This is a genomic window from Glycomyces sp. L485, assembly GCF_022548875.1.
Classification (GTDB): domain Bacteria; phylum Actinomycetota; class Actinomycetes; order Mycobacteriales; family Micromonosporaceae; genus Glycomyces.
Map to the genome: position 1 here is coordinate 14,997 of NZ_JAKZEW010000010.1, position 18,933 is coordinate 33,929.

Genomic DNA, 18,933 nt, shown 5'->3' on the forward strand with positions numbered 1-18,933 from the left:
CCCATCTGGTCTGAATGATCTGTATCTGACGTGTTTTAATCTCTCGTCGTCGGGTCCGTTTTCATGCCGTTTGCCTCAGAGGAAGATCACCGAGACCGCTTGAGCCTCAAGCGCGTTGAAGCCCGGGAACCTCGCGATTCCCGGGCTTTCGCCTTGCGCCGCGGCTACTGCGGCAGGTGCTGGCGTGCGGCTGCGACCTGCCGGGCGGCCGGGGTGAGCGCCGGCCCGACCTGGTTGATGAGGTTCGCAAGCTCGTGCCCGACCTGGCCGATATCGCAGTGCAGCCCCGCGAGCGCCAGGATGCTGGCGCCGCTGGAGACCGACATCGAGAACATGTAGCCGCCGTGCATTTCGGTGAGGTTGCTGATGACCGGGTCGGCCTGCAGCGACCGCGCCGCCCCCGCCAGCAGGCTCGTCAGGCCGGAGGCGATGGCCGACAGCCGTTCGGCCTCATCCCGCGGCAGCGTGTCGTTTGAGGCGATCAAGAGCCCGTCGGCCGCCACCGCGATCACGTGGGTCACGTTAGGCACCCGGCCGACGAAGTCATTGAGCAGAAAATCCAAGTGTGCGCTCGTGGTCATGGACTCGTTCCTCGAATCAATCGTTGGGCTGTTGTTGGTTTCGGCTGCCGGCAAGGCCTCGCGCGTAGGCCGAGTAGGTTGCGCTGATCGTCTTCGGGTCGCGCTGGACGGGCTGTCCGGCGCGTTCGGAGGTCGGTGCGATCGCGCCAGGTACCAGATTGGACATCGGTTGGCGCCGCGGCAGGCCGCCCTCGGTGAGCGGCTCGGCCGGCTCGGACTTCGGGAGGGCGTGGCCGGCCCGAAGCGACGGCTCCGCGTGGACGTACTGCACGTCGAACTTGAGGTCCGGGATCTCCGAGATGAGCCGCTTGGGCGCGTTGAGCGCCGGAACGGCGGGCAGCGCGGGCTGCGAGGGGACCGTCGCCGTGCCCCTGGCGGGCGCTGAATCGATCGCCGCGGGGGGCCTGATCGGGATCGCCTGCGCGGGCGGCCGAGGCGGCGCCTGCATCGCCGGGGGCGGCACGGGCGCGGGGGAGGAGGACTGCTGGAACAGCGGGGCGTTGCGCCGCTGGACCTGCGGTTCCTCGGGCTTGGGAGGAGGCGGGGCGGCGGGCAGCGCGGACTGCGGGCGCTCCTTCTTCTCAGGCTCGGTGAACGACAGCAGCGGGCCCGGGATCGCGATCTCGGCGACGGTGCCGCCGCCCACGGTCGGCCGCAGCTCCACCTCGATGCCGAGCCGCGCGGCCAGGTGACCGACCACGGTCAGGCCCATCGACTGCAGGGCCTCCAGGTCGATCGGGACGCGCCTTCGCAGCCGGTCGTTGAAGTGCGCCATGCGCTCGGGCTCGATGCCGATTCCTTGGTCGCGGATCTCGATGACCGCGCGCCCGGTCAGGACCCGCGCCGTCACCTCGGCGGCGGACTCCGAGTAGCGGGTGGCGTTGTCCATCAGCTCGGCGAGCATCTGCACCATGTCGTCGACGGCCTCGGACTTCACCCACGCACCGTCGTCGGAACGCAGCTCGACGCGGGTGTAGTACTCGATGCGGCTCTGCGCGGCGGTGAGCACGTCCGACAGTTTCGCGTCGGTGGTGCGGACCTTCGCCGCGGAGGAGCCGCCGAGGACCAGGAGCGAGTCGTTGGCGCGGCCGACCAGCGAGACCAGGTGGTCGAGCCGGAACAGCCGGTTGAGGCGCTCGGGGTCGGACTCGTTGCGCTCGGCCTCGTCGAGCTCGGCGGTGAGCCGGCCGGTCAGCGAGTGGCCGCGTCGCGCCAGGCGCACGAATACAGCGCCGATGTGGAAGCGCAGCAGCGCCTGCTGGGCGGAGATCCGGATCGCCTCGCGGTGGACGATGTTGAACGCCTCACCGACCTCGGACAACTCGTCCCGGCCCTTCGTCTGGAGCGGAGGCGTGGTCCGCGCGGCGAACTCGAACGGCGTCAGGCCGCCGAGGCCCTCCTGCTCCTCCACTCGCTTGACCGCTCTAGGCAGGTCGACCATCGCGATCTGGCGCGCCGAGCCGGACAGCCTGCGCAGTCCGCGGGTGACGCTGCGGCCGATACCGAAGGCGATGAGGACGGCGAGCGCCATCGCCGCCACCGCGATCGCGCTCTCGATTGCGAGCCGCTGCAGCACGGCGTCGCGGATGTCGGTGGCGAGCGCGTCGGTGGCGTCGAGCGACTCGCCGACCAGGCCGGCGGTGGCTTCGTGCCGGGCGTCGTACGCGGCCATGAGCTCGGTGTGGTCGAGGTCGTGGCTGTCGTCGGAGCGTGAACCGGCGACCTGGCTCTCGAACGTGTTGGCCGGGCGGGCGTCGGCGGCGCCGAGGCCGCCCACCTTGAAGACGGCCGCGTCGGGGTCGGTTTGGGCCGCGATTCGGCGGTACTGGACCAGGGCCTCGTCGCGGGCGGCGGACAGGCGCATGAACGGCCGGTAGTCCTCGGCGAGGGGCTTGCCGTCCTCCAGTCCGAGGACGAGGATCCGCAGCTGCTCGGAGTTCTCGTCGATGGCCGTCAGCAGGCCCGCGGTGCGCAGGTGGCGGCTCAGGTCGGCGGTGTCGGCGACGTCGACGGCACGGTCGATGACCGCCCTCAGGCGGGAGATGAGCGAGTTGTACACCGTCAGGTGGACCTCGGCGACCGTCTCGTCGTTGATCGCGGCTCTCGCGATCGGCAGCCGCTCCAGCGGCTTGTCGGCTCGGTCGAGCAGCGCGGTCATCTCGGCGTCGAGCTCGAGTTCGGACCGGGAGGCGGCGAGCGCCTCCAGTTCGGCGTCTGCGACCGCCTCGGTCTCGTCGAAGTGCTCCAGGAGCGTCTCGACGTCGTCGAGCCCGGTGTCCTCCTGGAACACGAGCATCGCCGCCGCCAGTCGTTCGTGCTGGACGGCGTCGATGGCTCTGCTGACGTCGCCGACGAGCTCCACGACCTCCGCGGTCACGCCGACGTCGCGGGCGTCGGCGGCGGATTCGACGATGCGCAGTGAGACCACTCCGGCGAGGGCGAGCGTGGGGACCAGCAGCATGATGGTCAGCTTGGTCCGTATCCGCATGGACGACCATCTGCTCGGCCGGCGCGGACCGCCTGTAGTGGCAGGTTCGGGGTTTTGCTCCACCGCCCTGGGGCTCCTTTGCGTTCGGTGCGAGTTGTGCTATTCGACGCCCAGATACGCTTCCACGACTCTGGGGTGTTCCAACAGTTCGGAGGCCGGACCGCTGTGGGCGATCTCGCCGGTCTCCAGGACGTAGCCGGTGTCGGCCGCGCGCAGCGCCCGGCGGGCGTTCTGCTCGACGAGGACGACGGTGACCCCGGTGGACCGGATCTTCTCGATGACCGAGAAGACCTCGTCCACCATCTTGGGCGCCAGGCCCATCGACGGCTCGTCCAAGAGGACGACCCGGGGCCGGGCGATCATGGCGCGTGCGATGGCGAGCATCTGCTGCTCGCCGCCGGACAGGGCGCTGGCCGGCAGCGATCGCCGCTCGGCCAGCACCGGGAACAGTTCGTACATCTCCGACTCGGAGGCGGCGCTGCGGCGGCGCCGGTGGGCGCCCAAGCGCAGGTTCTCGGCGACGGTGAGGGTGCCGAGGATCTGGCGGCCCTCGGGGACCAGGACCAGACCGGCGCCGACCCGGCGGTGGGTCGGCCAGCGCGTGATGTCCTTGCCGTCGAGGCGGACCGCGCCGGACTTGGGTCTCACCAGGCCGCAGACTGCGCCGAGCACGGAGCTCTTTCCGGCGCCGTTGGCGCCGACGAGGGCGACCAGGCCGCCTTCCGGCACTTCGATCGAGACGTCGCGGACGGCGTTGACCCGCCCGTAGGAGACGTGGACGGACTCGACCGACAGGATCGGATCAGACATATTCGCTCTCCCCGGTTTCCGTGGCGCCCAGGTAGGCCTCGACGACCTTGGGGTCGGCGGCGACCTCGCGGGGCCGTCCGGCGGCGATGACCTCGCCGAAGTTCATGACGACCAGTCGGGTGCAGGTGTCGAGGACCATGCGGACGTTGTGCTCGATGAGCAGCACGGTGATGCCGTCGTCGGCCAGCGCCTTGATGAGTGCGGCGAGTTCGGCGGCTTCGACGTGGTTCATGCCGGCGGCGGGCTCGTCGAGGATGAGCAGGGTCGGGTGGGCGGCGAGGGCGCGGGCGATCTCGAGCCGCCGCTGGTCTCCGTATGACAGTGCGCCGGGGCGGAGGTGCGCCCGCTCGGCCAGGCCGACCCGGTCGAGCTGCGCCCAGGCGAGGGCGCGGGCGCGCCGCTCGTCGCGGCGGGCCGAGGGCAGCCACAGGAGCCTGCGCAGGTAGGTGGGGCGGCTGACGACGTGGGTGCCGACCAGGACGTTGTCGAGGACGGTGAGTCGGTCGAACAGCTTGGAGTGCTGGAAGGTGCGGCTGACGCCGGCCTGGGCGAAGCGGTGGGCGCCGCCGTTCGAGCCGAGGGCCACGCCGAGGACTTCGCCTTCGCCGGAGGTGGGCGGCTCCAGGCCGCTGATCATGTTGACCAGGGTGGTCTTTCCTGCGCCGTTGGGGCCGATGACGCCGAGGATCTCGCCGGAGCGGATCTCCAGGTCGATTTCGCGGACGGCCTGGACGGCGCCGTAGGACTTGCCGAGGGCGCGCAGTTCGGCCACTGCGGTGCCCGGTTCGGGCAGCGGCGGGAGTCCGGCGAGGTCGGTTCCGTCGGGGTCGACGCGGCGCGGTGCGGGGCGTCGGCGGGCGAGGAGGCTCGACAGGCCGCCGGGCAGGAACAGGATGACCGCCAGCAGGAGCAGGCTGGTGACGAGCGGGTGGACCCAGCCGGCGTCGAGCCCGAGGGCCGATTGGATCTCGGGCACGACGGTGAGGAATCCGCTGCCGAGCACCGGCCCGAAGAACACGAGGTAGCCGCCGAGGACGGCGGTGACCAGTCCGTCCATCATGAGACTGAAGTCGAATGCGGCGGGGGTGATTCGGCCGAAGAAGTAGGCGAACAGGACCCCGTAGACGCCGGCGATGGCGCCGGAGGCGACGAACGAGGTCATGCGGGTGCGCACGACGTTGACGCCCATGGAGCCGGCGGCGAGCTCGTCTTCGCGGACGGCGGCGAAGGCGCGGCCGACTCGGGAGGGGCCGAGTCGCCAGAACAGGTAGGCCAGGACCGCGACGATGATCCAGGCGAAGTCGAAGGTGACCCATTTGTCGACGCGGACGCCGAGGGCGCCGTTGGTCCACTCGGCGTTGGTCATGGCGACGCGCACCATCTCGCCGAAGGCGATGGTGGCGATGGCCAGGAACACGCCGCGCAGCCGCAGCACCGGCAGCCCGACGACGAACGCGGCGCCGGCGCCGACGAGCGCGCCGACCGGGAGGCCGACGAGCACCGGGGAGAGCGAGCCGAACAGCGGCTCGGCGGGGACGACGAGCGTGGAGACGTAGGCGGCGAGGGAGGCGAAGCCGGCCTGGCCGAGGCTGAGTTGCCCGGCCATGAGCACGACGTGGAAGGAGTAGGCGAGGATCGCGCCGAGCGCGATCGTGGTGATGAGGGTGTCGTACCCGGCGAGCATCAGACCTCCCTGACTTTGACGTGGCCGAACAGGCCCTTGGGACGGATCACGAGGACGGCGAACAGGAGCGCGAAGGCGACCATGCCGCGCCAGGTGGAGTCGAAGTAGGTGACGGTGAGGGCTTCGGCGAGGCCGAGGATGAGCCCGGCGGCCATCGCGCCCCACAGCGAGCCGAGGCCGCCGAGGATGATGACGGCGAAGCCGATGAGTTCGATGGAGGCGCCGAGACCGCGGTTGGCCTGTCCGAGGTTGAGCGCGAGCAGGACCCCGGCGACCGAGCCGAGCGCGGACGACAGCGCGTAGGTCCCGGCGGTCACCCGGGTGACGTTGACGCCGACGACCTTGGCGGCGGTCGGGTTCTCGGCGACGGCCCGCATGGCTCGTCCCAATGGGGTCTTGGAGACGAGCCATGCGAGTCCGAGCATGAGCACCAGGGCGAGCCCCAGCGTGACCAGTTGCATGAGGGTCACGCGGAGGCCCGCGATCTCATACAGCCGGTTGGGGAAGTAGGAGCTGGGGAAGCTCTGGGGCTCGGTCCCGTACCTCGCGTGCAGGAGGGCGATGAGGAGGCCGCCGAAGGCCACCGACGAGATCAGGCCGGCGAAGTGCTCGTCGTCGCGGCCTGACAGCGGGCGGAAGGCGGTGCGCTCCAGGAGCACTCCGGCGAGCGCGCCCGCGCCGGCCACGATCGGGAACAGCAGCCAGATCGGAACGTCGAACCGCGTCGCGAGCTCGATGCCTACGAAGGCGCCGCCGGTGAAGATCGCGGCGTGCGCGAGGTTCAGGTGGCGGAGGATCCCGAAGACGAGCGTGAATCCGATCGCGAAGAGCGCGTAGATGGATCCGGCGAAGACGCCGTTGGCCAGTTGTTGCAGCATCTCTGTTTCCCTGTACGGAGGTTGGGACGAGACGGACGTGTGGTCTGTCGGTCTTACTGGAGGATCGTGAACTCGCCGTTCTCGATGATCTGGACGAACGGCTCCTGGGTGACCTCGCCGTTCTCGTCGAGGGAGATGGCGCCGAGGATGGAGTCGAACTCGAGGATCTGGCCGAGGTTGTCCTTGACCGCTTCGCGGTTGGCGTCGCAGTCGGCGCGGACGGCCTGGTCGATCAGGTAGCCCGCAGTGTATGCCTGGGCGGCGAACTGGTCGGGGGCGCGGTCGTAGGCCTCGGTGTAAGCGGCCATGAAGTTGGCGTTGCCGGTGGTCTCTGCTGCCGCACTCCAGGCGCCGCCGACGATGAGGCCTTCGGAGGCGTCTTCGAGGGCGCCGACGAGCACCGGCGAGTTGAAGGCGTTGCCGCCGACGATCGGGGCGTCGATGCCGAGGTCGCGGGCCTGCTTGACGAGCGGGATGGTGGCGCCGGGCAGGGCCGAGAGGATGACGGCGTCGACGTCGGCGTTCTGGACCTTGGTGAGCTGGGCGCTGAAGTCGGTGTCGGCGGTCGCGAAGCTCTCGTCGACGACGACTTCGACGTCCTCTTCGGCCAGGACGTCCATCATGGTGTTGTAGGCCGAGGCGGTGAACTCGTCGGCGCTGTCGTGGAGCACGGCGACCTGCTCGATGCCGATCGCTTCCTTGGCGGCGGGAATGCTGGCCGCGAGAGCGCCCTCTTCGGGGAGGGAGGCGCGGAAGACGTAGTCGCCGATGTCGGGGATGCCCTCGGCGGTGGTGGAGACGCCGAGCGCGGGGACGCCGGCGCTCTGGGCGTCGGGGAAAGTGGTGAAGGCCATGTTCGACAAGGTCGGGCCGACGATGACGCTGACCTCGTCTCGGTCGATGAGCTTCTCGAAGGCGGCGACGCTGTCCTCGACGCTGGTCTTGTCGTCCTCGACGATCAACTCGTAGGAGACGCCGTCGGTGGCGTTGATCTCCTCGAAGGCCAGTTCGAGCCCTTCACGCTGGTACTCGCCGGCGAACGCGGCGGCTTCGGTGAGGCTGAAGACGGCCCCGACCTTGACGGTCTCATCGATGCTGCATTCTGCACCGCTGCCTGTTCCGACCAGCGCGTCGTCGGAGGTGTTGCTGGTGGCTTCCTCGGAGACGCAGGCGGCGGAGGCGAACAGGGCGGCGACGGCCACGACGGTGCCAGAGGACTTCTTGAATCGCATATTCTTCCTTGGGTCTTTGACGAGTGGGGGCGTCAGCGGGACAGACCGCCTTGTGGGGCGGGTGTGGTTCCCGTTGGCGGCACGGGGCCACCTTATAGGGGCCGATCAACGGGCACAAGACCGATCCCGTGGTTGTCTCATAATGGATTCCGAATATGGGATCCTGTTGGGGGGGAGTCCATCGCGAATGCCGCTGCGGCGCTGGCAGAACTGTGGAGTAAGGGTCACTTAGGGCATTCGAAGTGATTCGGCGAGATGTCCCGATGGTGAACTCAACGCGTAACACGGGCGATTCGGAACTGTGCAGAGGATACGCTGTGATCATGTGCCATTGCACTCCGAAGTCACGCTGATCGCCCGTTGATTCATCCTCAATGGAATTGACTCCTCTCGGGGCCGCACCTCCACGGTTTCCGCGTCGGTCGGCGGTGCGGATGCGGGCCTGGTCCGGGCCTGGAGTCAGAAGCGCATCCCGGCCTTCGCCGTGTGATCGCCCTCGCGTCTATCCTGGGGGAGTGGCTCAGCAAGGTGTGAAGACTTACCAAGTGCGGACGTTCGGGTGCCAGATGAACGTCCACGACTCCGAGCGGATCGGCGGCCTCCTCGAACAGGCCGGATACGTGCCCGTCGGCGAGGCGGACGCGCCCGACCTGGTCGTGTTCAACACCTGCGCCGTGCGCGAGAACGCCGACAACAAGCTCTACGGCAACCTCGGCCACCTTCGCCCGGCGAAGACGCGGAATCCGGACATGCAGATCGCCGTGGGCGGCTGCCTCGCGCAGAAGGACCGCGGCGAGATCGTCAAGCGCGCCCCCTGGGTCGACGCGGTGTTCGGCACCCACAACATCGGCGCGCTCCCGGCCCTGCTCGAGCGCGCCCGCCACAACCGGGCCGCCGAGGTCGAGATCCTCGAGTCCCTGGAGGTCTTCCCCTCCACGCTGCCGACCAAGCGCGAGTCGACCTACTCGGGGTGGGTGTCGATCTCGGTGGGCTGCAACAACACCTGCACGTTCTGCATCGTCCCCTCGCTTCGCGGCAAGGAGAAGGACCGCCGCCCCGGCGAGATCCTCGCCGAGGTCCGCGCGCTGGTCGAGGAGGGTGTCTCGGAGGTCACCCTCCTGGGTCAGAACGTGAACACCTACGGCGTCGAGTTCGGCGACAAGCTCGCCTTCGGCAAGCTGCTGCGCGCCTGCGGCGAGATCGACGGGCTGGAACGGGTGCGCTTCACCAGCCCGCACCCGAAGAACTTCACCGAGGACGTCATCGCCGCTATGGCCGAGACGCCGAACGTGTGCCACCAGCTGCACATGCCGCTCCAGTCCGGCTCGGACCGCGTGCTGAAGGAGATGCGCCGGTCCTACCGCTCGAAGAAGTTCCTCGAGATCATCGGCAAGGTCCGCGAGGCGATGCCGGACGCGGCGATCACCACCGACATCATCGTCGGCTTCCCCGGCGAGACCGAGGAGGACTTCGCCGAGACCCTCCGGGTGGTCGAGGCGTCCCGCTTCTCCAGCGCCTTCACGTTCCAGTACTCGATCCGGCCCGGCACGCCGGCCGGCGAGATGGAGAACCAGATCCCGAAGGAGATCGTCCAGGAACGCTACGAGCGCCTGGTTGAACTCCAGGAGCGCGTCTCCTGGGAGGAGAACCGGAAGCTCGAAGGCACCGAGGTCGAAGTACTCGTGACCGTCGGCGACGGCCGAAAGGACGAGGCCACGGGCCGCATGTCGGGCCGCGCCCGCGACGGCAGGCTCGTCCACTTCGAGAACGCCGACGGCGTCCGCCCCGGCGACGTCGTCACCACCACCATCACGTACGGCGCCCCGCACCACCTCGTCGCGGACTCGGCGATCCTGACCCACCGCCGCACCAAGGCCGGCGATGCCTGGGAGGCGGGGCACCAGCCGAAGCTGCCCGGCGTGAGCCTCGGCATGCCGACGATCGGCCGGAAGCCGGAGGCGAAGTCCGATTCGCCGGGCTGCGCCTGCTGAAGACGCTTGCTCAAAGCGTGGAACGCCGAGACCGCTTCGCAAGGCCCGGCGACGGGGCTGTCCGCGACTCAGAGCCGAGTGGCCTCCGGCTTCAACCGGAGGTCGCCTGCCGATCGCTATACGAGGCTGTCCTCCCACTGGCGGTGGAGTTCGGCGTAGTCGCCTCCCGAGGCGATCAACGCCTCCGGCGGACCGTCCTCGGTGATGCGGCCGGCTTCCAAGACCAGCACCCGGTCGGCGATCTCCACCGTCGACAGGCGGTGCGCGATGATGATCGCCGTCCGGTCGGCCAGGATCGTGCGCAGGGCGCGCTGGACCAGCCGCTCTGAGGGGATGTCGAGCGAGGAGGTCGCCTCGTCGAGGATCAGCACGCGCGGATCGGCCAGGAACGCGCGGGCGAAGACCACGAGCTGCCGCTGCCCGGCCGACAGTCGCCCGCCCCTCTTGCGCACGTGCGTGTCGTAGCCGTCCGGGAGCGCCTCGATGAACTCGTGCGCGCCGACCACCTCGGCGGCCTCGACGATCTCCTCGCGCGTCGCTCCGGGCTTGCCCAGCTCGATGTTCTCGGCGATCGTGCCGTTGAACAGGAAGTTCTCCTGCGTGATCATGACGACGTTGTCCCGCAGGTCCGCCTCGGCCAGGTCCCGCAGGTCCACGCCGTCGAGCGAGATCGTGCCGCCCCGCGGATCGTAGAAGCGGCTCACGAGCTTGGCGACGGTCGTCTTGCCCGCGCCCGTCGCACCCACCAGCGCCACCGTCTGCCCACCCGGGATGTGCAGGCTCAAACCCGGCAGGACCCGCTGGTCCTCGCGGTAGTAGAACTCGACCTCGTCGAAGCGGACCTCGCCCCTCGGGCACTCGATCGACCGGGGCTCGTCCGGCTCGGCGACCTCGATCTCCTCGTCCACCACGCCCGACAGCTTCTCGAGTGCGGCTGTGGCCGACTGGAGCACGTTGTAGAACTGCACCAGCTCGTTCAGCGGGTCGAAGAACCGCTTCATGTAGAGCAGGAACGCCGCCAGCACGCCCACCCCGGTGTTGCCCTGCATGACCTGCCACCCGCCGAACAGCAGCACCACCACCGTCGCCAGGTGCCCGATGCCCTTCATTCCGCCGGACATGAACGCGTTCTGATGGTGCCCCTTGGCCTGCGCGTGCCGGTTGTCGGTGTTCAGCTTCGCGAAGATCTCCTTGTCGCGTTCCTCGCGCCGATACGCCTGCACCGCCCGGATGCCGCCCATCGACTCCACGAAGTAGACGATGAGCACCGCCACGGTCTCCCGCGCCCTGCGGTAGGCGATCGCCGAGACACGACTGAACCACTTGGCGAGCATGACCATCAGCGGGAACGTCAAAAGCGTCACCGCCGCCAGCAGCGGGTCGATCACCAGCATCACCACGGTGATCGTGATGATGTTGAGCCCTGCCATGACCAGGTCGTCCATGCCGTTCTCGGTCATCTCGCGGATCGACTCCATGTCCGAGCTCTGCCGGGCCGTCACCCGCCCCGAGGTGAACCGCTCATGGAAGGACACCGACAGCCGCTGGAACTTCCAGAACACCCGGTTGCGCAGCGCGTAGAGCATCGCGTTGCCCACCTTCGCGGACTGCACGATGTAGAGCCGCAGCGACACGTACTCCAGGACCGCCGACACCGCGAACGCCACCCCGATGCCGACCAGGATCGAGTAGTCGCCGTCGTCCCTGACCGCCGGGATGCCGCTGTCGATCGCGACCATCACCAGGATCGGCGCCGCCATGCTCGCGAAGTTCTGCACCACGAGGATCCCGACGAGGAACGCGATCGCCCTGCGATGCGGACGCATCATCCAGCCGAGCAGCGAACGGCTGCGCGAGCGCAGCCGCTTGATGGCGGCGGCGTCGTCGAGCTCGGCGCTGGTGCGCTCGGCCTCGACCGACTCGGCCCGCCCGCGCCATGCCACGTGCTTGTCGTCGTGCTTCACGGGCGCCGTCATGCGGCCACCTCCTCGGACTCGGCGGAGAGGACCTCTACGTAGTCGGGACTCGACTCCATCAGCTCCGAGTGCCGGCCGACCGCGGCGATCCGGCCCTCGTGAAGCAGAGCGACCCGGTCGGCCAGCGCGACGGTGGACGGCCGGTGGACCACGATCAGCGCGGTCGTGTCCTGCAGGACCTGTTCGAGAGCCCGCTCGACGAGCTCCTCGGTGTGGACGTCGAGTGCCGAGAGCGGGTCGTCGAGGACCAGCACGGCTGGCCTGACGACCACCGCTCTGGCCAGAGCGAGCCGCTGGCGCTGGCCGCCCGACAGCGACAGGCCCTGCTCTCCGATGCGGGTGTCGAGCCCGTAGGGCAGGTCGTGGACGAACTCGGCCTGGGCGACGCGGAGCGCTTCCAGCAGGTCGTGTTCGTCGGCGTCGGGTCGCCCGAGCGCGAGGTTCTCGCGGACGCTCATGGAGAACAGCGTGGCCTCCTCGAATGCGGTGGTGACCGCCCGGCGGAGGCTGTCGAGCCGGATGTCGCGGATGTCGGTGCCGTCCAAGGTGATCCTGCCGCCGGTCGGATCGTTGAGTCGGGAGGGCAGCGAGACCAGCGTGGTCTTCCCCGAGCCGGTCTTGCCTGCGATGGCAAGCGTCTCACCGGGCTTGACGGCGAGGTCGACGCCGCGCAGGGTCTTTCGGTCGTCATCGTCGTAGGCGAACTCGACGCCTTCGAAGGCGAGCGCGCCCCGGATCGCGGAGCGGTCCCTGGCGCGGGCGCCGGGCCGGTCGCGGATGGCCGGCTCGGTGTCGAGGACCTCGTAGATGCGGTCGGCGGCGGTCATCGCCTCGTTGCCGTGGGCGAGGACCCAGCCCGCCGCCTCGATCGGCCACAGCATGCCCAGTTGGAGCATGATGAACGCCGACAGCTGTCCGAGGCTGAGCCCGCCGTTCGCGACCATGATCGAGCCGAGGATGAGGGTCGTGCCCAGGCTGGCCGAGGCGATCGCGTCGAACGCCGACCAGGAGCGCGAGGCGATGTAGCTCTTGCGGATCCCCAGGTCTCGCAGGTGGGCGGCCTCCTTGCCGAACCGTGCGGCCATGAGGGGTCCCCGTCCGAGGGCTTTGACGGCGCGGATGCCGAGGGCCGACTCCTCGGCGACGCTGGAGACCTCGCCCGACTGGTCCTGCTCGGCGCGAGCGGCGGGCAGGAAGTTCTTGAAGAAGCCGCGCCCGAGCAGGAACAGCGGGACGGCCGAGGCGGCCACGACCAGCGCCAGCCGCCATTCGATCCACAGCAGCTGCGCGAGGATGAGCGTGATCATGAACGTCGACATGATGAGGAAGACCATGCCGCCGGCGAAGAAGCGGCGGATCATGCCCAGGTCGGTGGTCACGCGCGAGAGCAGCTGGCCGGTCTGCCACCGGTCGTGGAAGCCGGTGTGGAGGCGCTGGAGGTGCCCGTAGACGACGTCCCGGATGTCGGCCTCGATGGCCATGGCGGTGGTGGTCTGGAAGTAGCGCCGGGTGAGCGACAGCAGCGCGTCGAGTGCGCCGAGAGCGGCGACGACGCCGGCGTAGCGCCACAGGCCGACGAGGTCGCCGTTCGTGATCGGGCCGTCGATGGCGGCCCCGACCATGGGTGGAATGGAGAGTCCGGCGACGACGTTGAGAAGCACCATCGTCCATTGTGCTCCTAGGCGGATCCGGTAGGGGACGAGGTACTGCTTCATCCTCCACAGGTTCGCCAGCGGCCGCCCGCTCGCCCGGGGATCGTCTGTTTCGGACTCTTCTGCTGATGTCGACCGCTCTGCACCCACCCGGCCACCGTATGGCGGCCGGGTGGACGGAGGCAACTGATTTTCTAGCCGCGCGGCAAGCGGCTTATTCGAGCAGCAGATCCCGCAGGCGGTCGGCATCCTTGAAGCCGATCGCCCTGGCGTAGTCCGACAGCGAGCCGAACCGCGCGTTCATCTCCTCGATCGTCTCCAGCATGGCCTCGGCCGGGGTCGCCAGGCCGCGCTCGACGGCGGGCTTGCCGATATTGGCGTCCCTCCAGGCCCTCCAGCGCGCCAAGCCCACGTTGGACAGCTCGTAGTCCGCTGCGATGTCCTCGTCGCCGACGCCGAGCAGTGACAGCAGCACCGCCGCCACGATCCCGGTCCGGTCCTTGCCTGCCATGCAGTGGAAGATCACCGGCTCGCCCAGCGCGATCACGTCCAGCGAGTCGCGGATCGCCTTGTAACCGGCCTCCATCATGGCCGAGTAGCGCTGGCGCAGGAACCCGACGACCGAGTCGATCTCGAACTCGCGCCAGCCCTCCCAGGCGATGTGCAGAAGCTCGAAGTGGTGGAAGTCGATCCCGTCCAGCTCGGGGAAGCGGCCGGTCTGCTCCAGCTCGGCCGGGCGGCGCAAGTCGATGACGTGCCGGACGCCCATCTCGTTCACGATGTAGTCGATGTCGGCCTCGGTGGCCTGCCCGAAATTGTCGGAGCGGAAGACCCGCCCGGTCTTGACCTTCTTGCCGTCGGCGGCGTCGAGGCCGCCGATGTCGCGGAGGTTGAAGACGTTCACGGTGGGCAGGAACTGCTGCGGGAGGGTTTCCAAGGTCATACGGCTGCCTTCCTGTCGGCGGGGAGTCACCCTGAGTATTGTCACCCGAGATGAAAACGGCGTGAACCAAACAGTCCACGCCGTTGTAGCTCTTCTATTATCCCGATGATCCTACGAAAGGCCCAACGCCCCACTAGGAACTCTCGGAGAGCTCCAGGCCGGGCTACTTGGTTCCTTCCGCAAGCTCCAGGCCGGGCTACTTGGTTCCTTCCGCAAGCTCCAAGAACTGCCTCTTGGACGCCAGCTCCGCCTCGGCCTTCTTGATCCGGCCCGGGTTGCCGTCGGCCTTGGCCCGCTCCAGCTTCTCCTCGGCCTCTGACACCTGCTGCTTCATCTGGAGCAGCAGCGGGTTCTCCTCGACCGGGACCTTCCGCCAGGCGGTGTCCAGCGCCTCGCGCAGCTTGTCCTCGACGTTGCGCAGCCGCCGCTGGAGCTTCGCCTGGTTCTTGCGCGGGACCGCGCCCGTGTCGTGCCAGGAAGCCTGGATCTCGCGGAACGCGGCCTGAGCGGCCTTCGGGTCGGCGGCGACGTCGAGCGCCTCGGCGCGCTTGAGCAGCTCCTCCTTGGCGGCCTGGTTGGCCTCCAACTCCGCGTCGCGGGCCGAGAAGACCTCCGAGCGGGCGTTGAAGAAGACGTCCTGGGCGGCCCGGAACCGCTTCCAGGCCTTCTGCTCGGCGTCGGGAGCGAGCCTGCCGGCTTCCTTCCACTCGGCCATGAGGGCCTTGAGCCTGTCGGCGGTGGGACCCCAGTCCGTCGAGGTCGCCAGCTCCTCGGCGGCGGCGATCAATTCTTCCTTCTTCGCGGCGATGACCTTGCGCTCGGTGTCGAGCTGCGAGAAGTAAGCGCCGCGGTGGCGCGTGAACGTGTCGCGGGCGGCCGAGAACTTCCGCCACAGCCGCTGGTCGGTCTTGCGGTCGACGCCGTGAATCGACTTCCACTCCTCGACCATCTCGCTGAAGCGCTGCCCCGAAGCCTTCCAGTGGCTGTCGCGCTTGGCCAGCTCCTCCGCCTCGGCCACGAGGGCCTCCTTGGCGGCGACGGCTTCGGCGCGCTCGGCGTCCTTGGCGGCCTTGAACTCGCCGACGCGCTCTTCGGCGTGCTTGGACAGCTCGTCGAGCCGGTTGCCGAGCGCCTCGAGGTCCCCGACGACGGCGGCGGTGTCCAGGCCCTCGCGGAGCTTGCGCAGCTGCGCGGCGGCCTGCTCGACGTCCGCCGAGTCAGAATTGAGGCGCGCGGCGATGAGATCGACTTCGACCACCAGGTCGGCGTATTTCCGCGCGAAGTGCGCGAGCCCCTCGTCGGTGGAGCCGGCCTGCCAAGAGCCGACCGCGCGCTCGCCGGAGGAGGTTTTCACGTAAACCGTGCCATCGGCGTCGATGCGGCCGAAGCTGGTCCAGTCTCCGAGGTCACTCATCGCGGTAATCTCAAATCCTTCACACGAACTAAGGGACGTACTTCCCGTACCTTACGGTGGTTTCCGGGTCGCGGCCAGCCGGGGCCGTCCACAGCGGCGGATGAACGGTGACAAACCGTGCAATCCAGTAGACGAAGGGCCAGGCGCGCCTGCCTGCCCACTCGAACCGAAGGGGTATTCAGTTGGTCATCAGTGGTGGCAGCAACCCCACCCTACAGCCGACGGTGGTCGCGGTCGTAGGCCCTACCGCGGCCGGAAAGACGGCGCTGTCGGTCGCGCTGGCAGAAGCGCTTTCCGGGGAAGTGGTCAACGCCGACTCGATGCAGCTGTACCGCGGAATGGACATCGGCACCGCCAAGATCACCGAGGGCGAGAAGCGCGGCGTGCCCCACCATGTCTTCGACGTCCTGGACGTCACCGAGGCCGCGGACGTCGTCCGCTACCAGTCGATGGCCCGGGCCGCGATCGAGGAGATCGCCGCGCGCGGCCGGGCCCCGATCCTGGCCGGTGGCTCCGGGCTGTACGTCCAGGCGGCCCTGGACGAGATGGACTTCCCCGGCACCGACCCCGAGATCCGCGCCCGCCTGGAGGCCGAGCTGGAGCGCGAGGGATCGACGGCGCTGTGGGAGCGGCTGCGTCAGGCCGACCCGAAGGCCGCGAAGGCGATCCTGCCCTCGAACGGGCGGCGCCTGGTCCGCGCACTGGAGGTCGTGGAGCTCACCGGCTCGTTCACCGCCAGCCTCCCGGAACCGAAGGCGCACTACGAGGCCGTCCGCATCGGCGTCGATCTCGACACCGCCGTGCTGGACGAGCGCATCGAGCGCCGGGTCCGGGCGATGTGGGACGCCGGGCTCGTCGACGAGGTCCGCGAGCTGGAGGCGAAGGGCCTGCGCGAAGGCCGCACCGCCTCGCGGGCGCTCGGTTATCAGCAGGTCCTCGCGTTCCTGGCGGGGGAGTGCGACGAAGAGGAGGCGTTTCGCCTCACCGTGCAGGGCACCAGGCGCTTCGTGCGCCGCCAGCGCTCCTGGTTCAAAAGAGACGGCCGCATCGAGTGGTTCGATGCGGCCGATCCAGAGCTCGTCGAGCGGGTGCTCACACGCGCGGCTTCGGGCTCCGCGTGAGGTTCGGGTCGGTCTCGGCGACCGGCTCCAGGACCTCGTTGATCTTGGCGTAGATCTCGTCGTCGAGCTTGACGCCGGCGGCCTTGACGTTGTCCTTGACCTGCTCGGGGCGGGTGGCGCCGATGATCGCGGCCGAGACGTTCTGGTTCTTGAGGACCCATGCCAGGGCCAGCTGCGGCAGGTTCAGGCCCGCCTCCTCGGCGATGGGGACGAGCCGCTGGACGCGTTCGAGCAGGTCGTCGTTCTCCAAGAAGCCCTTCATGAAGCCGCCGAACTTCTCGTGCGCGCCGCGCGAGCCCTCCGGCGGGGCCTGGCCGGGCTTGTACTTTCCGGTCAGGACGCCCTGGGCGAGCGGGGACCACACGATCTGGCCGATGCCGAGTTCCTCGCAGGCCGGGACGACCTCGGCCTCGATGACCCGCCACAGCGCCGAGTACTGGGGCTGGCTGGAGACCAGCTGGATCTTCAGCTCCCGGGCGAGCGCGTGGCCGCGGCGGATCTGGTCGGCGGTCCACTCGCTGACGCCGATGTAGTGGGCCTTGCCGGCGTGGACCACGTCCGCGAAGGCCTGCATGGTCTCTTCGAGCGGTGTGTCGTGGTCGAACCGGTGGGCCTGGTAGAGCTCGACGCGGTCGGTCTGGAGGCGCTCCAGGGAGTTGTCTATGGACTCCTTGATGTGCTTGGTCGACAGCCCGCGATCGTTCTTGCCCTCGCCCATGGGCCAGTAGACCTTGGTGAAGATCTCCAGCCCGTCGCGGCGCTCGCCCTTGAGGGCGCGCCCGAGGACTTCTTCGGCCGCGCCGCGCGCGTAGACGTCGGCGGTGTCGAAGGTGGTGATGCCTTCGTCGAGGGCGGCCCGGACGCAGGCGACCGCGGCGTCCTCTTCGACCTGTCCGCCGTGGGTGATCCAGTTTCCGTATGTCAGTTCAGAGATGACGAGGCCGGAACGGCCGAGGTGACGAAACTCCATGGACACGAGCCTACCGGCCGCTCGGCTAGTGTCAACGAAACGAACATCACAAGCGTTTGCGCATCTAGAGTGGCCCGTCGTCGATCGATACGGCGGCGTCGAGGGACCTGACGGCCTCGGCCCGGTCCGTCCTGGCGGGCAGCAGTTCTGCGCCGTCGAGTCCGAGCGTGCCCCAGGAGTAGCCGTCCAAAGAGACCAGGAATCCGGCCGGGTGGACCGCGATGTGCTGGTAGCGAGGGGGAACGACGACGCGACCGGATCGGTGGACGACGCCAGAGCGCCCGCGCTGGGCGGCGACCGCGACTCCGCCGACGAAGCCGGTGACGGTGCGGCCGTCCACAGTGGTCGTGTCAAGCGAGTTGTAGAGCATCGGGACGACGACGGTCCCCTGCTTGTCGATGGCGCCCCAATCGGCCTGGCACACGGCGGCGACGCCACCTCTGAAGTCCCCGGCCTGGCTGAACGCGGCCTGGACGACGGGCCGTCCGTTCGGCCCGAGGTAGCCCCACCGGCCGGTCTGCGGGTCCTGGAAGCGATCGGGCGCGGGGTGCCCGGCCCTCTCGGGCCAGCCGCGCGGCGGCGGCCCGAACCCGGCCTTCGCGGCCAGCTCCTCGGCCAGGTCGAGCGCGATCTCGACGATCTGCATGATGAAGCCGTGCGAGTTCTGCTCACTGGCGCGCTGCAGGTGGATGAGGCCCTCGGTGATGCGGCCCTGGGCCAGGCACGACAGCGCGGCGTAGGCCCGGGCGGCGCCGGTGAGGGTGCGCGGCAGCTCTCCGGCCTCGGCGAGAGCGAACAACTGGTCGGCTTCGGCGTAGCGGCCCTGGACGCGCATCACCTGGCCGAGGCGGGCGCGGGCGGGTGCGAGCAGCATGTCGGCGCCGACGGCCTCGGCGTGTTTGACGGCGGCCGAGGCGTCGACTTCGGCGGAGTCGAAGTCTCCGAGGACGCGCATGATGACCGCGCGCACGCCGAGCAGGCGCGATTGGTCGGCCTCGCCCGGATGACGGGCGAGGCGCTGGCTGGCCTCTTCGCGGATGTGCTGGAGGCCGACGGTGTCGGCGATCGCGTGGCGCAAGGTCGCCCGGTCGAGCGGTCCGAGGGCGCGGACCAGCCCGGCTCGCAAGTCTGCCGCGACATCCACCACGTTGACTACTTTCAAGGTCACTGAGGGTTACGACATTCAGATTAGG

General features: G+C 69.1%; 14 protein-coding genes. 2 read left to right on the forward strand and 12 right to left on the reverse strand.

Annotated elements, in window-relative coordinates; genetic code table 11:
* Positions 1-164: 164 nt before the first annotated feature.
* The 6 genes from L0U85_RS07640 to L0U85_RS07665 form a co-directional block, all read right to left on the reverse strand.
* Positions 165-581: a roadblock/LC7 domain-containing protein gene (locus L0U85_RS07640; protein ID WP_241377161.1), complete on the reverse strand. Its 417-nt coding sequence runs from the start codon at positions 579-581 to the stop codon at positions 165-167.
* A gap of 16 nt (positions 582-597) precedes the next feature.
* Positions 598-3,069, reverse strand: a complete 2,472-nt coding sequence (locus L0U85_RS07645; RefSeq protein ID WP_241377162.1) for an ATP-binding protein — start codon at positions 3,067-3,069, stop codon at positions 598-600.
* Between the two features lie 99 nt (positions 3,070-3,168).
* Complete coding sequence (locus L0U85_RS07650; RefSeq protein ID WP_241377163.1) at positions 3,169-3,879, reverse strand: ABC transporter ATP-binding protein; 711 nt, start codon at positions 3,877-3,879, stop codon at positions 3,169-3,171.
* On the reverse strand, positions 3,872-5,563 hold the full coding sequence (locus L0U85_RS07655) for a branched-chain amino acid ABC transporter ATP-binding protein/permease (RefSeq protein WP_241377164.1): 1,692 nt from the start codon (positions 5,561-5,563) through the stop codon (positions 3,872-3,874). The genes L0U85_RS07650 and L0U85_RS07655 overlap by 8 nt, the downstream gene beginning before the upstream one ends.
* A complete protein-coding gene (locus L0U85_RS07660; protein ID WP_241377165.1) occupies positions 5,563-6,441 on the reverse strand; it encodes a branched-chain amino acid ABC transporter permease in 879 nt (292 codons plus the stop codon). Before L0U85_RS07660 ends, L0U85_RS07655 begins: the two co-directional genes overlap by 1 nt.
* A 53-nt stretch (positions 6,442-6,494) precedes the next feature.
* On the reverse strand, positions 6,495-7,673 hold the full coding sequence (locus L0U85_RS07665; protein ID WP_241377166.1) for an ABC transporter substrate-binding protein: 1,179 nt from the start codon (positions 7,671-7,673) through the stop codon (positions 6,495-6,497).
* 530 nt (positions 7,674-8,203) lie between these two features.
* Here L0U85_RS07665 and miaB point away from each other — a divergent pair.
* Positions 8,204-9,664, forward strand: coding sequence for a tRNA (N6-isopentenyl adenosine(37)-C2)-methylthiotransferase MiaB (gene miaB / locus L0U85_RS07670; RefSeq protein WP_347177383.1), 1,461 nt, complete (start codon positions 8,204-8,206; stop codon positions 9,662-9,664).
* Between the two features lie 116 nt (positions 9,665-9,780).
* On the opposite strand, the gene L0U85_RS07675 is transcribed toward miaB, so the two are convergent.
* The 4 genes from L0U85_RS07675 to L0U85_RS07690 all read right to left on the reverse strand — a co-directional run bounded on the left by L0U85_RS07675 (position 9,781) and on the right by L0U85_RS07690 (position 15,649).
* Complete coding sequence (locus L0U85_RS07675; RefSeq protein ID WP_241377168.1) at positions 9,781-11,640, reverse strand: ABC transporter ATP-binding protein; 1,860 nt, start codon at positions 11,638-11,640, stop codon at positions 9,781-9,783.
* The gene (locus tag L0U85_RS07680; protein ID WP_241377169.1) at positions 11,637-13,355 is read right to left on the reverse strand and encodes an ABC transporter ATP-binding protein; all 1,719 of its coding nucleotides are present in this window, start codon (positions 13,353-13,355) and stop codon (positions 11,637-11,639) included. Before L0U85_RS07680 ends, L0U85_RS07675 begins: the two co-directional genes overlap by 4 nt.
* 151 nt (positions 13,356-13,506) lie before the next feature.
* Positions 13,507-14,235: a tyrosine-protein phosphatase gene (locus L0U85_RS07685; protein ID WP_241377170.1), complete on the reverse strand. Its 729-nt coding sequence runs from the start codon at positions 14,233-14,235 to the stop codon at positions 13,507-13,509.
* Between the two features lie 196 nt (positions 14,236-14,431).
* The gene (locus tag L0U85_RS07690) at positions 14,432-15,649 is read right to left on the reverse strand and encodes a DUF349 domain-containing protein (RefSeq protein WP_241377171.1); all 1,218 of its coding nucleotides are present in this window, start codon (positions 15,647-15,649) and stop codon (positions 14,432-14,434) included.
* A gap of 182 nt (positions 15,650-15,831) precedes the next feature.
* Between L0U85_RS07690 and miaA the strand changes: the two genes are divergently transcribed.
* On the forward strand, positions 15,832-16,770 hold the full coding sequence (gene miaA, locus L0U85_RS07695) for a tRNA (adenosine(37)-N6)-dimethylallyltransferase MiaA (protein WP_241377172.1): 939 nt from the start codon (positions 15,832-15,834) through the stop codon (positions 16,768-16,770).
* Here miaA and L0U85_RS07700 read toward each other — a convergent pair.
* Together L0U85_RS07700 and L0U85_RS07705 are read right to left on the reverse strand one after the other, a co-directional pair.
* The gene (locus L0U85_RS07700) at positions 16,742-17,740 is read right to left on the reverse strand and encodes an aldo/keto reductase family protein (RefSeq protein WP_241377173.1); all 999 of its coding nucleotides are present in this window, start codon (positions 17,738-17,740) and stop codon (positions 16,742-16,744) included. The genes miaA and L0U85_RS07700 overlap by 29 nt on opposite strands.
* A 64-nt stretch (positions 17,741-17,804) precedes the next feature.
* Positions 17,805-18,908 carry a WG repeat-containing protein gene (locus L0U85_RS07705; RefSeq protein WP_241377174.1) on the reverse strand — a complete coding sequence of 368 codons (1,104 nt, stop codon included), beginning with the start codon at positions 18,906-18,908 and terminating at the stop codon, positions 17,805-17,807.
* Positions 18,909-18,933 lie beyond the last annotated feature (25 nt).

Bases quoted from the DNA above. Each gene is read 5' to 3' on its own strand.
- L0U85_RS07655 (WP_241377164.1), bottom strand. From the start codon at position 5,563: ATGCTCGCCGGGTACGACACCCTCATCACCACGATCGCGCTCGGCGCG.
- L0U85_RS07640 (WP_241377161.1), bottom strand. From the start codon at position 581: ATGACCACGAGCGCACACTTGGATTTTCTGCTCAATGACTTCGTCGGC.
- L0U85_RS07680 (WP_241377169.1), bottom strand. From the start codon at position 13,355: ATGAAGCAGTACCTCGTCCCCTACCGGATCCGCCTAGGAGCACAATGG.
- L0U85_RS07690 (WP_241377171.1), bottom strand. From the start codon at position 15,649: ATGAGTGACCTCGGAGACTGGACCAGCTTCGGCCGCATCGACGCCGAT.
- L0U85_RS07665 (WP_241377166.1), bottom strand. From the start codon at position 7,673: ATGCGATTCAAGAAGTCCTCTGGCACCGTCGTGGCCGTCGCCGCCCTG.
- L0U85_RS07650 (WP_241377163.1), bottom strand. From the start codon at position 3,879: ATGTCTGATCCGATCCTGTCGGTCGAGTCCGTCCACGTCTCCTACGGG.
- L0U85_RS07675 (WP_241377168.1), bottom strand. From the start codon at position 11,640: ATGACGGCGCCCGTGAAGCACGACGACAAGCACGTGGCATGGCGCGGG.
- L0U85_RS07645 (WP_241377162.1), bottom strand. From the start codon at position 3,069: ATGCGGATACGGACCAAGCTGACCATCATGCTGCTGGTCCCCACGCTC.
- L0U85_RS07660 (WP_241377165.1), bottom strand. From the start codon at position 6,441: ATGCTGCAACAACTGGCCAACGGCGTCTTCGCCGGATCCATCTACGCG.
- L0U85_RS07685 (WP_241377170.1), bottom strand. From the start codon at position 14,235: ATGACCTTGGAAACCCTCCCGCAGCAGTTCCTGCCCACCGTGAACGTC.
- L0U85_RS07700 (WP_241377173.1), bottom strand. From the start codon at position 17,740: ATGGAGTTTCGTCACCTCGGCCGTTCCGGCCTCGTCATCTCTGAACTG.